The following is a 14,175-nucleotide window of genomic DNA, read 5'->3' as shown; positions in this document are numbered from 1 at the left end:
GAAGTCCTTGGCCACCTCGGCCGCGATCTCATCCCACATCACCATGCCGAAACGTTGGGCGTTCGATTTCGTCACCACCGTCAACAGCTTGCGGGGCCGCTGTTGGGCCAGCGCGAATGCATAGCGCATGATCCGCGTGACACCGACGCGGGTAAAGATCGACACCTCGGTCGCCACCTCTTCGGGCAGGCCCTTGTGTGCGCGCCCGCCATGACCCGAATATTCCCCTTCCGAGTTTTCGCGCACGATCACCCAATCCAGATCGCCGGGGCCGACACCGGCCAAGGGGCCCTTGATGCCGGGCAAAATGCGCGTGGGGCGCACATTGGCGTATTGGTCGAACCCCTGACAGATCGGCAGGCGCAGGCCCCAAAGCGTGATGTGATCGGGCACATCGGGCGCCCCCACCGCGCCGAAATAGATCGCGTCATAGGGTTTGAGTTGCTCGGTCCCGTCGGCGGGCATCATCACGCCATGGCGCTTGTAGTAATCGGTGCCCCAGTCGAATTCCGTGACATCGACCTTGAAGCTGCCATCGCGGGCGGCAACGGCATCCAGCACGGCAAGGCCCGCGCGGATCACCTCGGGGCCGATCCCATCGGCGGGAATGGCGGCGATTTTGTAGCTGTTCATGGCGTATCCTGTGATTTGGCTTGGCGCAGCGATACGCGCTAGCGCCCCGCGCGCTCAAGCATCCTTGTATTATATAATAAATTGCAATAATCAGGGCTATGGACCTGACCGACCTGCGTTGTTTTCTTTTGGTGGCCGAAGAGCTGCATTTCGGCCGCGCCGCGCGCAGGCTCGAGATGCTGCCCGCCACGCTCGGTCGCCGTTTGGCCACGCTCGAAGATCACTTGGGCACGGTGCTGATCCACCGCACGACGCGGGCCGTTTCGCTTTCGGCGGCAGGCCAGGAATGGGTGGCCCAGCCCGCGCATTGATCGCTGCCGCCGATGCGCTCGAGGCACGCGCCCGCAGCCTTGGGCGCGACAGCGCGGCAAGGCTGCGCATCGGGGCGATCGACAGCGCGGCGGCGGGGCTGTTGCCGCAAATCCTGCCGATCCTTCGCCAATCCGCCCCCGATCTGCGCATCACCATCGAGGAACGCAAGACCATCCAGCTTTTGCCGCGGCTCTTGTCGGGGCGGATCGATCTGGCGCTGATCCGCCCGCCCGAGCGGCGCGATCCGCGTATCAGGCTGCGCGCGCTCTTGTCTGAAAGCACTGTCGTGGCCCTGCCCGCGGGCCATGATCTGGCCCACCGCGCGTGCCTTTTCGTCGCCGATCTGGCTGATGCGCCGCTCATCGTGCCCGACCGACAATCGCGCCCCCACAGCCATGATCTGACCATCAAGCTCATGCATGAGGCCGGACACGCCGCCCGCATCGCGCAGGTGGCCGAGGAAAAACACACCATCGTCAGCCTTGTCGCCGCCGGGCTGGGCCTTGCCATCGTGCCGCGCTGGTCGGCGCTCGGCACGCCCGAGGGGGTGGTGTTCCGCCCGCTGCTCAACGATGCGGGCCAGCCCATCCGCCGCCTGCATCTGGCCGCCGCATGGTGCGCCGATGTCCGCGATGGGGTGCGCGACGCGCTCCTTGATTGCCTCGAAGAACATTTGGTTGCGATTGCCGAAACGGCCTAGCCCTTGCCATCCGCGCCCAGCGCCGCCGACAGATCGGCCGCCGCACGCAACACCGCCTCGGCCAGTCGCGGCGTTTGTTGCAAGGACACACGGCTGACCGGCCCCGACACCGACAACCCCGCCACCGCCTCGCCCTGCCAATCAAAGACGGGAGCTGCGATGCAGCGCATCCCTTCGGTCTTTTCCTCGTCGTCGATGGAATAGCCCCGCGCGCGGGTTTCTTGCAGATCAGCGCGCAAATCGACCGGGTCGGTCAAGGTGCGCGCGGTGAACCGGTCCAAGGGGGCCGTCGCGATATGGCGCGACAGCCGGTCATCGGTCATCTGCGCCAATAGCGCCTTGCCGATCCCCGAGGCATGCATGGGCGACAGCGTGCCGGGCGGGAAAAACGCCCGGATCGAGGCATGGCTTTCTACCTGGCTGACGAACAAGACATGCGTGTCGCGCGCGATGCCGAGGTTCGCGGTCTCGCCCGTCGTCTCCATCAAGCGGCGCAGAATCGGGCGCGCGCGATCGACGACCGATGTGCGGCGCAGATAGCGCGCCCCGATCAGAAAGGCGCGCGGCCCGATATGCCACAGCTGCGCGCCGGCATCGAATTCGACCAGCCCCCGCCCCTCCATCGTGGTCAGGATGCGGTAGGTGGTGGCGGGCGATTGGTCGGTATCGGCGGCAAGCTCGGACAGGGTCGCGCCGGATGTGGTCGACAGATGTTCGAACACCGCCATCGCCCGGTCGAGCGATTTGATCGTGTTCTGGTCGCTCTTGTCATCCCATGCCTTGGGCCGCCCCCGCGCGCGCCGAGGGGATTCGGGGGTGTTCGGTTCGCGCATCTGGCCCTCGCTGCAGTGCAGTGAAAAATGATTTCATATCGTGAAAAATAGCAAGATATTGAAAACATTCAATATGCACGCACCATACCATTTCTGAAAAACCTTTTCAAAAAAATTGTGCGGCAATGGCGCACAGGCTACCTACATCCTCGGAGAAGAGGAGACGTCGTCCATGAGCATGCAGAACCCAGTTTTCATTCCGGGCCCCACCAATATGCCCGAAAGCGTGCGCCGCGCATGCGATATGCCGACGCTCGACCACCGCTCGAGCCTGTTCAAGGACATCTTGCACCCCGCCCGCGAGGGTGTGCGCCGCGTGATGAAATCGCAAAACGCAGAAGTCTTCATCTTCCCCTCCACCGGCACCGGCGGCTGGGAAGTGGCGATCACCAATACGCTCTCGCCCGGCGACACGGTGCTGGCGGCGCGCAACGGTATGTTCTCGCTGAAATGGATCGACATGTGCCAGCGCCACGGCCTGCATGTGGAAATCGTCGAGACCGCTTGGGGCGAAGGCATTCCGACCGAGCGCTTCGCCGAGATCCTGACCGCCGACACATCGCACCGCATCAAGGCGGTTCTCGCCACCCATAACGAGACCGCGACAGGCGTCTTGTCCGATATCGCCGCCGTCCGCCGCGCGATGGATGGCGCAAACCACCCCGCACTATTGTTTGTCGATGGCGTCAGCTCGATCGGCTCCATGCCCTTCGAATTCGATGGCTGGAAGGTCGATGTCGCCGTAACCGGCAGCCAAAAGGGCTTCATGATGCCCGCGGGCCTCGGCATCGCGGCGTTTTCGCCCAAGGCGATGGCGGCGGTCGAGACATCCGGCCTGCCCCGCACCTATTTCGATATCCGCGACATGGCCAAAGGCTACGCCGCGAACGGCTACCCCTATACCCCCGCCGTCGGCCTGCTCAACGGGCTCAAGACCGCATCGGCCATGCTGCTCGAAGAGGGGCTGGAAAATGTCTTCGCCCGCCACACCCGCATCGCCACCGGCGTGCGCGCTGCGGTGGAGGCATGGGGCATGCCGCTCTGCGCCGCGCGCCCCGCGCTTTATTCCGACACGGTCAGCGCGATCCGCACGCCCGAAGGCTTTGATGCGGGCCGCTTTGTCAGCCATGCAAGCGAGCGCTACGGCGTGGCCTTCGGTGCGGGTCTGGGTCAGGTCGCGGGCAAGGTCTTCCGCATCGGCCATCTGGGTAGCCTGACGGATGTCATGGCGCTGTCGGGCATCGCGACGGCGGAAATGGTCATGGCCGATCTGGGCCTGCCCATTCGCCTCGGATCAGGTGTCGCCGCCGCGCAAGAGGTTTACCGCAATACCGCCGCGCCCATCGCGCTGGCCGCCGAATAAGGGGAAACGCCATGAAGGACAGTATCGCCACATCGCTGCCAAGCTATGATGATGTGATCGCGGCGCATGCACGGATCGCACCCTATATCCACCGCACACCCGTTCTGACCTCGCAATATATGAACGAGCTGACCGGGGCCGAGCTGTTCTTCAAATGCGAGAACTTCCAAAAGGCCGGCGCCTTCAAGGTGCGCGGTGCGTCTAACGCGGTTTTCGGCCTGTCCGACGAGATGGCCGCCAAGGGCGTCGCCACCCATTCTTCGGGCAACCATGCGCTGTCGCTCTCCTATGCCGCCGGGCGGCGTGGCATTCCTTGCCATGTCGTCATGCCCCGCACAGCACCCGAAGCCAAAAAGGCCGCCGTGCGCGGTTATGGCGGCATCATCACCGAATGCGAACCCTCGACCACCAGTCGTGAGGCCGTCTTTGCCGCCGTGCATGCCAGCACAGGCGCCGATTTCGTCCACCCCTACAACGACCCGCGCGTCATCGCCGGACAGGCCACCTGTTCGCGCGAATTCATGGAACAGGTCGAGGGGCTGGACAGCGTCATCGCCCCGATCGGTGGCGGCGGCATGATCTCGGGCTGCTGCCTGACGCTCTCGAACATCGCGCCGCATGTGAAAATCTACGCCGCCGAGCCGGAACAGGCCGATGATGCCTATCGCTCGTTCAAGGCGGGCCATATCATCGCCGATGACGCACCCGTCACCATCGCCGATGGCCTGAAGGTGCCGCTGAAAGAGAACACATGGCACTTCGTGTCGAACCATGTGACCGATATCTTGACCGCGACCGAGCAGGAAATCATCGATGCCATGCGCCTGACATGGGAGCGGATGAAGATCGTGATGGAACCCTCTTGCGCCGTGCCGCTGGCCACCATCCTGAAGAACCCCGAGGTGTTCCGCGGCCAGCGTGTCGGCGTGATCATCACCGGGGGCAATGTCGACATGGGCAAGCTGCCCTGGATGTGAGGCAACAGGTGGGTTTCGCCCAACCTACGCCATCGTCCGAACCTTTGTAGGGTGGGTGAAACCCACCATTTCGCACCAAACCTGGAGAGACCCATGAAAGACGTCATCGATATCGAAACCCTCGAAGTCGGCTACGACATCCCCGCCCTGCCCGGCATGGATGAGGCCGATATCCAGACCCCTTGCCTGATCCTCGATCTCGACGCGCTTGAGCGCAATATCAAGAAGATGGGCGATTACGCCAAGGCGCATGGCATGCGCCACCGGGTGCATGGCAAGATGCACAAATCCGTCGATGTGGCCAAGCTTCAGGAAAGCCTCGGCGGCGCGGTCGGCGTCTGCTGCCAGAAAGTGTCCGAGGCCGAGGTCTTCGCCCGTGGCGGCATCAAGGATGTGCTGGTCTCCAACCAGGTGCGCGAACCCGCCAAGATCGACCGCCTCGCCCGCATCCCCAAGCTGGGCGCACGCGCCATTTGCTGCGTCGACGAACTGGCCAATGTGGCCGACCTCTCGGCTGCCGCCCAAAAGCACGGCACGACGATCGAGTGCCTTGTGGAGATCGACTGTGGCGCGGGTCGTTGCGGCGTGACCACCACGCCCGCCGTGATCGAGATCGCCAAGGCAATCGACGCGGCACCGGGTCTGAAATTCGCAGGTCTACAAGCCTATCAGGGCGCCATGCAGCACCTCGACAGCTATGACGAGCGTATGGCCAAGACCACCATCGCCATCAACATGGTACGCGACGCGGTCGAGGGTCTGAAGGCCGAAGGGCTGGAGTGTGACATCGTCGGCGGCGGCGGCACGGGCAGCTATTATTTCGAGAGCAATTCGGGCGTCTACAACGAGCTTCAGTGTGGCTCCTACGCCTTCATGGATGCCGATTATGGCCGGATTCTCGACAAGGATGGCAAGCGCATCGACCGTGGCGAATGGGAGAACGCGCTGTTCATCCTGACCTCCGTCATGTCCCACGCCAAGGTCGACAAGGCCATCGTCGATGCGGGCCTCAAGGCGCAATCGGTCGATAGCGGCCTGCCGGTGATCTTCGGGCGCGACGATGTGAAATACGTCAAATGCTCCGATGAGCATGGCGTGGTGGCCGACCCCGATGGCGTGCTGAAAGTGAATGACAAGCTCAAGCTTGTCCCCGGCCATTGCGACCCGACCTGCAACGTCCATGACTGGTATGTCGGTGTGCGCGGCGGCAAGGTCGAGGTGGTCTGGCCGGTGTCCGCACGCGGCAAGGCATACTGATGATGGACGGCGGAAAAGCACCCGCCCATGAGCTGGCGATCGTCCCCGAGGGGATGATCGCCGATCTGCTGACCCGGCAAGCGGCCTTTGACGCGGTGGAAAAGGTCTTTGCCGCAATGGCGGCGGGCGATGCGGTGAATTTCCCCGTGGTGCGCGAGGCCTTGGGCCATGAAGACGCGCTTTACGGCTTCAAGGGCGGCTTCGATGCGGCGGGCGGTGTTCTGGGCCTCAAGGCCGGGGGCTATTGGCCCCACAACCTCGAGCGGCGCGGGCTGATCAACCACCAATCGACCGTGTTCCTGTTCGACCCCGACAGCGGCCGGGTCAAGGCGATGGTGGGCGGCAACTTGTTGACCGCGCTCCGCACGGCGGCCGCATCTTCGGTGTCGATCAAGCATCTTGCCCGGAAAGACTCCAAGGTCTTGGGCATGGTCGGCGCGGGCCATCAGGCAAAGTTCCAACTGCGCGCGGCGCTCGAAACGCACAGCTTCGAGCGTGTCATCGGCTGGAACTACCACCCCGAGATGCTGCCGGGCCTCGGTGCCGTCGCAGACGAGATGGGCCTGCCCTTCGAGGCGGTCGACCTGCCGGGACTGAAAGCCGCCGATGTGATCATCACCATCACCTCGAGTTTCGCGCCCTCGCTTTTGGCCGAGCATGTCAGCCCCGGCACCCATCTGGCCTGCATGGGCACCGACACCAAGGGCAAGCAAGAGGTCGAGGCGGCGCTATTGGCCCGCGCCACCGTCTTTTGCGACGAGGTGGCGCAATCGGTCAGCATCGGCGAGGCGCAGCATGCTGTCGGTGCGGGCCTGATCAGCGCGGACAGCGTCACCCCGATCGGTGCGGTGATCAACGGCGCGCATGGCGGACGGCGATCGGCGGACGAGATCACGCTGTTCGACGGCACGGGCGTTGGTTTGCAAGACCTGGCCGTGGCCGATGCCATCGTCGATGCCGCCTTGGCCCAAGGTCTGGCGATCCGCGTCGCGATCTGAACCGTGCTCGCGTCGCCCCCGCTGCTTGCGCGGGGTGGCGCGGGCAGTGGCCTCCGGCGGGAGTATTTTTCGAAGCAAAGATGGCGCAGGCCCGTCTAGGGTGCCTGCACGATATAGGGTGTGTCGAACCAGTATTCTTCGAGGTTTGCCCCCGCGCCGATCCGGTCGATCACGGCGAAAAGCCCCGGCGCGTGAAGCGGGGTCAAAACCCCATGCCAAGTGTCGCGCGCGATATTGATCCCTTGGCCCGCTTGGGTTCGGAACGCCAAGGGGCGGCCCGGCACGCCACCCGCATCGGGGGCGACGATGACCAGAAACGGATCATGCGACATCGGGATGAAGGCCTGTGAGCCGAGTGGGTGGCGTTCGACCATCTCGAGCGGATAGGGCAGCGCGCGGGTCTGGGATTGAAACAGGCTGATGCCGGCGCGCCCATCACCGAAATCAAGCCGCGCGCGGTCATGCCAGCGCCCGCAAAGCCCCTGATTGATAAGCTTGTCGGGTTGGCCCGCAACCTCCAACACATCGCCGAAGGGGGCGAAACCCGCCGCCGTGAGGGGCTGGATCAAGATGCGTTCGCTCATCCCAGTTTCTCTTTGAGGCGCAATTCCGCGATGCGTTCGACCTGTCGACAGGCCTCGGCGAACTCGGTCGCGCGGTCTTGGTCGATCCGGCGACGGAAGGCGGCAAGGATCATGGCCTTGGTGTTGTCACGCACCGCGATGATGAAGGGAAAGCCGAAACGCGCCGTGTAGCGGTCGTTGAGCGCGGTGAATTCCGCCCGCTCGGCATCGGTCAGCGCGTCAAGCCCGGCACTTGCCTGTTCGGCGGTGCTTTCCGCCGTCAGCCGCTTGGCCGCCGCCAGCTTGCCCGCCAGATCGGGATGGGCGCAAAGCACGCCCAGCCGTTCTTCGGCCGTGGCGCTGCGAAACACCCGCGCCAATGCGGAATGAACGCCCAAGGCGGTGTCATGGGTCGGCCCAAGTTCGCGCGCATGGGCGCGTTCGGCGATCCAGGGCGAATGCTCGAAAATGCCGCCAAAGGCCGCAACAAAAGCGTCGCAGCCCATCTCGGAGGGGCGGGTGCGGGCGGCAGGCGGATGGACCTGCGCCCAATGCTCGGCGATCTGCAGGCGGGTGGCGAACCACACCCCCTCATGGGATGCCATGTAGTCGATGGCGCGCTTGAGGGCTTGGGCCCGACCCGGACGGCCGGCCAGACGGCAGTGCAGCCCGATCGACATCATGCGCGGCGCGCCGGCCTGCCCCTCGGCATAGAGGCAGTCGAAGCTGTCGCGGATATAGCGTTCGAACTGCGCCCCTTCGGAAAAGCCCGCCTGAATGGCAAAGCGCATGTCGTTCACATCCAGCGTGTAGGGAACCATCAGCTGGTCACGATCCCCGAAGCGCCGCCAATAGGGGAGGTCGTCGGCGTAATCATCGGCAATATAGGCGAAAAGCCCGGTCTCGGCGGCCAGCGGCACCGAGTTCATCGAACTCCGCCCGGTGTACCAGCCGCGCGGTGCCTCGCCCGTCACCTCGGTGTGAAGCGCGATGGCCTCGTGCATCAAGGCGCGCTCGCGTGTTTCGTCCATATCCTTGTGTTCGATCCATTTCAGCCCGTGGCTGGCGATTTCCCAGCCCGCCGCCTGCATCGCGGCGACCTGTTCTGGGGCGCGGGCCAGGGCGCTGGTCACAGCGTAGACGGTCAGGGGCAAATGGCCGAGCATCCGGTGCAACCGCCAGAACCCCGCCCGCGCGCCATATTCATAGATCGATTCCATGTTCCAGTGCCGCATCCCCGGCCAAGGCTGCGCGCCGGTGATCTCGGACAGAAACCCTTCCGAGGCGGCATCGCCATGCAAGATATTGTTCTCGCCCCCCTCCTCGTAATTCATCACGATCTGAACCGCGATCTTGGCCCCATTCGGCCATTGCGGATCGGGAGGCGTGGCACCATAGCCGGTCAGGTCACGTGGGTATCTGTTCATGGCGCGGGTCTCCGTTGAGGTCGGACCAAGGCTTGTCCAAGCGCGCGAGGGGTTGCAAGGGGCTCGTGGCTGGGAAATGGTCGCGCAGGCCATGACGGAGATACAAGATGCCCGGTTTTCTGACCACCCATGTTCTCGATACGGCGCGCGGTTGCCCGGCGGCAGGGCTTAGGATCACGCTTTACCGCATCACCGGCACGACGCGCGAAGAGATCGCGGAAAAGGTCACCAATGCCGATGGGCGGACCGATGGGCCGATCTTGCCCGAAGAGACCTTTGCCACGGGCATCTACGAGTTGGTCTTTGCGGCCGGCGACTACCTGCGCGGCCAGGGCATCGACGCGGTGGAGCCCTTGTTTCTCGACGACGTGCCGATCCGCTTCGGCATGTCGGCGCAAGATCACTACCATGTGCCCTTGCTGCTGTCGCCTTATGGCTATGGCACCTATCGCGGAAGCTGAGGCAGGCGCGCATGACCCGCGACGACCCGCGGCGAGGCTGACGCCACGTTCTTTCGCTTTTTCTTTCCAACTGCAAAAGACTTGCGCTAGCGTCGCGCGATAATGGCGTGACATGAGGGGGAGGCTCATGGAGCATCCAGATCGGCCTTGGACGGCCTTTTATCGTGCGGGCGCGCGTGTCGAGATCACGACGCCTGCCTATCGCAACTTGGCGGATATGATCGGATCGGTCGCGGCCACCTATGGGCGGGCGCCGGCCTTCACCTGCTGTCTGCCCAACGGGATGAACGGCACGCTGAGCTTTCAGCAGGTCGACGCCATGTCGGATGCCCTTGCCGCCTATCTGCGCGAGGTGGCGGGCCTTGTCGCGGGCGACCGCGTTGCGGTGCAAATGCCCAACTGCCTGTCCTTCCCGGTGGCCGCTTTCGGCGTGCTCAAGGCGGGCTGCGTGCTGGTCAACGTCAACCCGCTCTATACCGCCGAGGAAATGGCCCGCCAATTCGAGGATTCGCGCCCCCATGCGCTGATCATCATGGATATGTTCGCCGACAAGCTGCCGCGCGCCACATCGGCCCATCCGATCCCCAACATCATCGTCACTCGCGTGGCCGAGTTCCTGCCCGCCATGCCGCGCGGGATCGTGGGGCTGGTGCAGAAATACTGGGACAAATCGGTCAAGCGCATCGATGTGCCCCATATTCGCCTGCCTGCCGCACTGGCCGCGGGACGCGCGCGCATCGCATCGGGTGGCATTGCGGTCGGGGCCTATCATCAAGACGTCAGCGGCGATGATGTCGCGGTGCTGCAATATACCGGCGGGACCACCGGCGTCTCCAAGGGCGCGATGCTGACCCATGCCAATCTGATCTTGAACATGGAACAGACCATGGAGCTGATCGAGGGTGTGGAAAATGGCGTGGTCAAGGGCCGCGAGGTGGCGCTGACCGCCTTGCCGCTTTACCATATCTTCGCATTCACTGTGAATTTGCTGGGCTTTTTCGGGCTTGGCGCGCGCAATATCCTGATCCCCAATCCGCGCCCGCTGGGCAACCTCAAGCGCGCCTTCGAGAATTACAAGATCACCTGGATGAGCGGGGTCAACACGCTGTTCAACGGGTTGACCAACGAGATCTGGTTCCAAGACAGCCCGCCCAAGCATCTGAAATTCTCCTCCGCCGGCGGCATGGCGCTGCAATCTTCGGTTGCCGAAAAATGGGAAAGGATCACCGGCTCGCCCGTGATCCAAGGCTATGGGCTGACCGAAACCTCGCCTGTCCTGACCTTCGAGCCCTTGGGCAAGGCGCGGCCCGGTTCCATCGGCGTGCCCGTCCCCTCGACCGATATCGCCTGTCTGGACGAGGCGGGCAACCCCGTCCCCCAGGGCGAGCCGGGCGAGATCGCGGCGCGCGGGCCGCAGATCATGAAGGGTTATTGGGAAAAACCCGAGGAAACCGCCAAAACCATGCGGGGCGACTGGTTCTTGACCGGCGATATCGGGGTGATGGATGCAGATGGCTATATCCGCATCGTGGATCGCAAGAAGGACATGATCCTTGTCTCGGGCTTCAACGTCTATCCAAACGAGGTCGAGGATGTTCTGGCCGCACATCCCGGCGTGCTGGAGGTGGCGGTGATCGGTGTGCCCGATGGCGAGGCGGGCGAGGCGGTCAAAGCCTATATCGTCCCCTCCGATCCGGGGCTGAGCGCCGAGGCGCTGCGCGCCTATGCCAAAGAGCATCTGACCGGCTACAAGGTGCCCAAGCTCTACGATTTCCGCGATGAATTGCCGAAATCCAATGTCGGCAAGATCCTGAGAAAAGACCTGCGCGCCGAGGCGCAGGCGCAAATAGCGGCGGAGTGAGGCAGCATGGTCGATGAATTCACCCAGACCCTTTTGGGCATCATGGTCGCGGTCATCATGCTGGGCATGGGCGCCTCGCTCACCCCGCGCGATTTCTATCTTGCGCTCAAGCGGCCCTACGGCTTGGGCATCGGCGTGATCAGCCAATACGGGATCATGCCGCTCTTGGGCTTCATGATGGCCATATTTCTGGTGGTGCCCGAACCCATCGCCATCGGCATCTTGATCATGGCCTGCATGCCGGGCGGCACGACCTCGAACATCTTCACTTATTTCTCCAAGGGTAATCTGGCGCTGTCGGTTCTCATGACGGTCACATCGACCGTCACCGGCGTGATCTTGATCCCGATCATCTTGCTGCTTTACGCCTCGGCGCTCGATCTCGACATCCCGCGCGAGGATATCGTGCGCGTCTTGATCGTGCTTCTGGTTCCCGTGGCCATCGGCATGGGGCTGCGCAAGCTCAACGCCAATGTGGGCGCGGTGATCGAGTTCTGCGGCGCGCTTCTGGCGCTGTTCTTCATTGCCTTCATCATGGTGACATGGGTGCCGCAGAACTGGCAGTTCCTGCTCTCGACCACGCCTGCGACCTATGTGGCGGCGATCGGTCTGGGGCTGGTGGGGATCACTTTGGGCTATCTTTTTGCAACCTCGCTCAAGCTGCATCCGCGCAATGCGCGCACCGTGGCGCTGGAAACCGGCATCCAGAACGGCCCCTTGGCCATCGCGATCATCGTCTTCACCTTTCCGCCCGATCAGCAACAAGCGATCATGGCGGTGCCGGCGCTTTATTCGCTGTTCATCGTGATCGTCTCGACATTGGTGACCCTGTTCTTCCGCCGCGCCAATACGGCGGCCGAGCAAAAGATGCCCGACAGCCTGCTGTGATGCATCCGTTTGGGCGGTGCGCCGTGAGCGGCGCACCGCCCGTTCCTATTTATTGACATAGGTAACAAAGTCACCGACACGCGTGGGTTGCATGGGCTAGCCCCTCTCCATCAAGGAGAAAAAGCCCATGTCACATTCCCCCACACGCCCCGCCGATAACTGGTCGCCGCTCTATTTCCTCGCCTCGGTCGGCGCGGGCGGTATTTCGGTCACCTTCTTCATGTATCTGATGCATTGGGTGCCCCATCCCGGCCGCACCGTGCCGATTTTTGAGGATATCACCGCCGCTCTCGCGCGCGGCGACGCGGCACTCAGCACCGCGATCATCGTGGCGCTGTTGGGCATCGCCATTTTCGGCGCGCTGAACCTGTCACTGCTGATCTGGAACCTGCGCAAGATGCGCGGCTTTTGGGCCTCGGAAAAAGGGCGCACATTGGCCAATTCCAATGCCCAGACCCAAATGATGGCCCTGCCCTTGGCACTCGCCATGTCGATCAATGGCGGCTTCATTCTTGGCCTCGTCTTCGTGCCGGGGCTGTGGTCGGTGATCGAATACCTGTTTCCGCTGGCGATGGTGGCCTTCCTCGCCGTGGGTTGGCTCGCCTTCAAGCAATTGGGCCAGTTCATCGCGCGGGTCACCGCCACGGGCGGGTTCGATTGCGCCAAGAACAACTCCTTCGCCCAAATGCTGCCCGCCTTTGCGCTGGCCATGACCGGCGTGGGCTTGGCTGCACCGGCGGCACTTAGCGCCAATGCCACGGTTGCGGGGATCTCGCTGATCATCTCGAGCTTCTTTCTCGTCGCGGCGGGTTTCATCGTGCTGGTTGGCCTTGTGCTTGGCCTGCGCGCGATCATGGAAAACGGCGTCGCCGCCGAGCAGGCACCGACGCTGATGATGATCGTGCCGATCACCACGATCTTGGGCATCTTGATGCTGCGTCAGGCCCATGGGCTCGAGGTCAGCTTCGGCGTCCATATGGACGGCGCGGAAAAGATGATGATGCTGACCCGCCTTCTGTCGGTCGAGGTTCTGTTCGCGCTCTTTGGCATGACGGTTCTTGCTGCCACCGGCTATGCCCGCCGCTTCATGACGGGTGACGCGATCAGCCCCGGTAACTACGCGCTGGTCTGCCCGCCCGTGGCGATGTCGGTGCTGATGCAGTTCTGGATCAATGCGGGCCTTGTCAGCGCCGGTCTGATCGAAAAGTTCGGCACCGCCTATTGGGCGCTGAGCGCCATCGCCATCGCGCTGCAATTCACCGCCGTGGCGCTTGTCGTCTTCCTGCACCAGCGCCATTTCCGCGCTAGCCGCGACAGCGCGATGCGCACCGCCTGAGGCGCGCGTCACCCCCAAAACCCGGACCGGCGCGGGCCAACTGCGCCGGTCTTTCGTTTGCGATCATCATCGAACGTGCTAACACCTGTCCCGAATGGCCCATGATCCAGAGGCCGAAGCAGGGCATGCCGGCGGATGCAGCACCTCAAACCGCACTCGAAGCACGGCACCGTCATGGCGGTCTCGATGATGAAGGACGAGGCGCCGTTCCTGCTGGAATGGGTCGCCCATCACCTTGCCGTGGGCTTTACCGATATCCTCGTCTACACCAACGATTGTTCCGACGGCACCGACGAGATGCTGATCCGGCTCGAGGAATTGGGCCTTGGCCATCACCGCCCCAATGTGATCCCCGAAGGGATCAAACCCCAACCCTCGGCCCTCAACCATGCCCAAGCCGAACCCTTGGTGCGCAAGGCCGATTGGGTGCTGGTCTTCGATGCCGACGAGTTTCTCAGCATCAACCACCCCTCGGGGCATATGGAGGGCATGCTCGACGACGCGGTCGCCCGCGGTGCCAACGGCATCGTCATCACATGGCGCATCTTCGGCTCGGGCGGCGTGGT

The 14,175-nt window shown here is 63.5% G+C and carries 15 protein-coding genes; 11 read left to right on the top strand and 4 right to left on the bottom strand.

The genetic code is table 11. From position 1 onward, the window contains the following. A partial coding sequence (locus ACTG4J_RS10660) for an isocitrate/isopropylmalate family dehydrogenase (RefSeq protein WP_439139390.1) occupies nucleotides 1-633 on the bottom strand: 633 nt, incomplete at its 3' end. A 98-nt stretch (nucleotides 634-731) separates the two neighbouring features. Here ACTG4J_RS10660 and ACTG4J_RS10655 point away from each other — a divergent pair. After that, nucleotides 732-944: a LysR family transcriptional regulator gene (locus ACTG4J_RS10655; protein WP_439139388.1), complete on the top strand. Its 213-nt coding sequence runs from the start codon at nucleotides 732-734 to the stop codon at nucleotides 942-944. After that, entirely contained in the window at nucleotides 920-1,645 is a 726-nt protein-coding gene (locus ACTG4J_RS10650; RefSeq protein ID WP_439139387.1) for a LysR family substrate-binding domain-containing protein, read from the top strand. Before ACTG4J_RS10655 ends, ACTG4J_RS10650 begins: the two co-directional genes overlap by 25 nt. Here the strand turns inward: ACTG4J_RS10650 and bhcR are convergent. After that, complete coding sequence (gene bhcR / locus ACTG4J_RS10645) at nucleotides 1,642-2,478, bottom strand: HTH-type transcriptional regulator BhcR (protein ID WP_439139385.1); 837 nt, start codon at nucleotides 2,476-2,478, stop codon at nucleotides 1,642-1,644. The genes ACTG4J_RS10650 and bhcR overlap by 4 nt on opposite strands. A gap of 172 nt (nucleotides 2,479-2,650) precedes the next feature. Between bhcR and bhcA the strand changes: the two genes are divergently transcribed. The 4 genes from bhcA (at nucleotide 2,651) to bhcD (ending at nucleotide 7,073) form a co-directional block, all read left to right on the top strand. Further along, nucleotides 2,651-3,841 (top strand): L-aspartate--glyoxylate aminotransferase BhcA, encoded by a 1,191-nt coding sequence (gene bhcA, locus ACTG4J_RS10640; RefSeq protein ID WP_439139383.1) that lies wholly within the window; start codon nucleotides 2,651-2,653, stop codon nucleotides 3,839-3,841. Between the two features lie 11 nt (nucleotides 3,842-3,852). Next, on the top strand, nucleotides 3,853-4,818 hold the full coding sequence (gene bhcB / locus ACTG4J_RS10635; protein ID WP_439139381.1) for a beta-hydroxyaspartate dehydratase BhcB: 966 nt from the start codon (nucleotides 3,853-3,855) through the stop codon (nucleotides 4,816-4,818). A 93-nt stretch (nucleotides 4,819-4,911) separates the two neighbouring features. Beyond that, the gene (gene bhcC, locus ACTG4J_RS10630) at nucleotides 4,912-6,075 is read left to right on the top strand and encodes a 3-hydroxy-D-aspartate aldolase BhcC (RefSeq protein ID WP_439139380.1); all 1,164 of its coding nucleotides are present in this window, start codon (nucleotides 4,912-4,914) and stop codon (nucleotides 6,073-6,075) included. 32 nt (nucleotides 6,076-6,107) lie between these two features. Next, nucleotides 6,108-7,073, top strand: coding sequence for an iminosuccinate reductase BhcD (gene bhcD / locus ACTG4J_RS10625; RefSeq protein ID WP_439139391.1), 966 nt, complete (start codon nucleotides 6,108-6,110; stop codon nucleotides 7,071-7,073). Between the two features lie 95 nt (nucleotides 7,074-7,168). On the opposite strand, the gene ACTG4J_RS10620 is transcribed toward bhcD, so the two are convergent. Both ACTG4J_RS10620 and puuE read right to left on the bottom strand, forming a co-directional pair. Next, entirely contained in the window at nucleotides 7,169-7,657 is a 489-nt protein-coding gene (locus ACTG4J_RS10620) for an ureidoglycolate lyase (RefSeq protein WP_439139378.1), read from the bottom strand. Beyond that, a complete protein-coding gene (gene puuE / locus ACTG4J_RS10615) occupies nucleotides 7,654-9,063 on the bottom strand; it encodes an allantoinase PuuE (protein ID WP_439139376.1) in 1,410 nt (469 codons plus the stop codon). Before puuE ends, ACTG4J_RS10620 begins: the two co-directional genes overlap by 4 nt. 107 nt (nucleotides 9,064-9,170) lie before the next feature. On the opposite strand from puuE, the gene uraH reads away from it, so the two are divergent. The 5 genes from uraH to ACTG4J_RS10590 form a co-directional block, all read left to right on the top strand. Beyond that, nucleotides 9,171-9,524, top strand: a complete 354-nt coding sequence (uraH, locus tag ACTG4J_RS10610; RefSeq protein WP_439139374.1) for a hydroxyisourate hydrolase — start codon at nucleotides 9,171-9,173, stop codon at nucleotides 9,522-9,524. A gap of 127 nt (nucleotides 9,525-9,651) precedes the next feature. Continuing rightward, nucleotides 9,652-11,385: an AMP-binding protein gene (locus ACTG4J_RS10605; protein ID WP_439139372.1), complete on the top strand. Its 1,734-nt coding sequence runs from the start codon at nucleotides 9,652-9,654 to the stop codon at nucleotides 11,383-11,385. 6 nt (nucleotides 11,386-11,391) lie between these two features. Next, a complete protein-coding gene (locus tag ACTG4J_RS10600; RefSeq protein ID WP_439139370.1) occupies nucleotides 11,392-12,273 on the top strand; it encodes a bile acid:sodium symporter family protein in 882 nt (293 codons plus the stop codon). Nucleotides 12,274-12,400: 127 nt separating this feature from the next. Then, nucleotides 12,401-13,609, top strand: a complete 1,209-nt coding sequence (locus ACTG4J_RS10595) for a TsoY family (seleno)protein (protein WP_439139368.1) — start codon at nucleotides 12,401-12,403, stop codon at nucleotides 13,607-13,609. A 135-nt stretch (nucleotides 13,610-13,744) separates the two neighbouring features. Further along, nucleotides 13,745-14,175, top strand: a 431-nt coding sequence (locus ACTG4J_RS10590; protein WP_439139366.1) for a glycosyltransferase family 2 protein, incomplete at its 3' end; no start/stop codon positions are given.

Source organism: Roseicyclus sp. (genome assembly GCF_965662675.1).
In the GTDB taxonomy this organism is placed as follows: Bacteria; Pseudomonadota; Alphaproteobacteria; order Rhodobacterales; family Rhodobacteraceae; genus Roseicyclus.
This window is presented reverse-complemented; position numbering and strand designations above follow the sequence as displayed.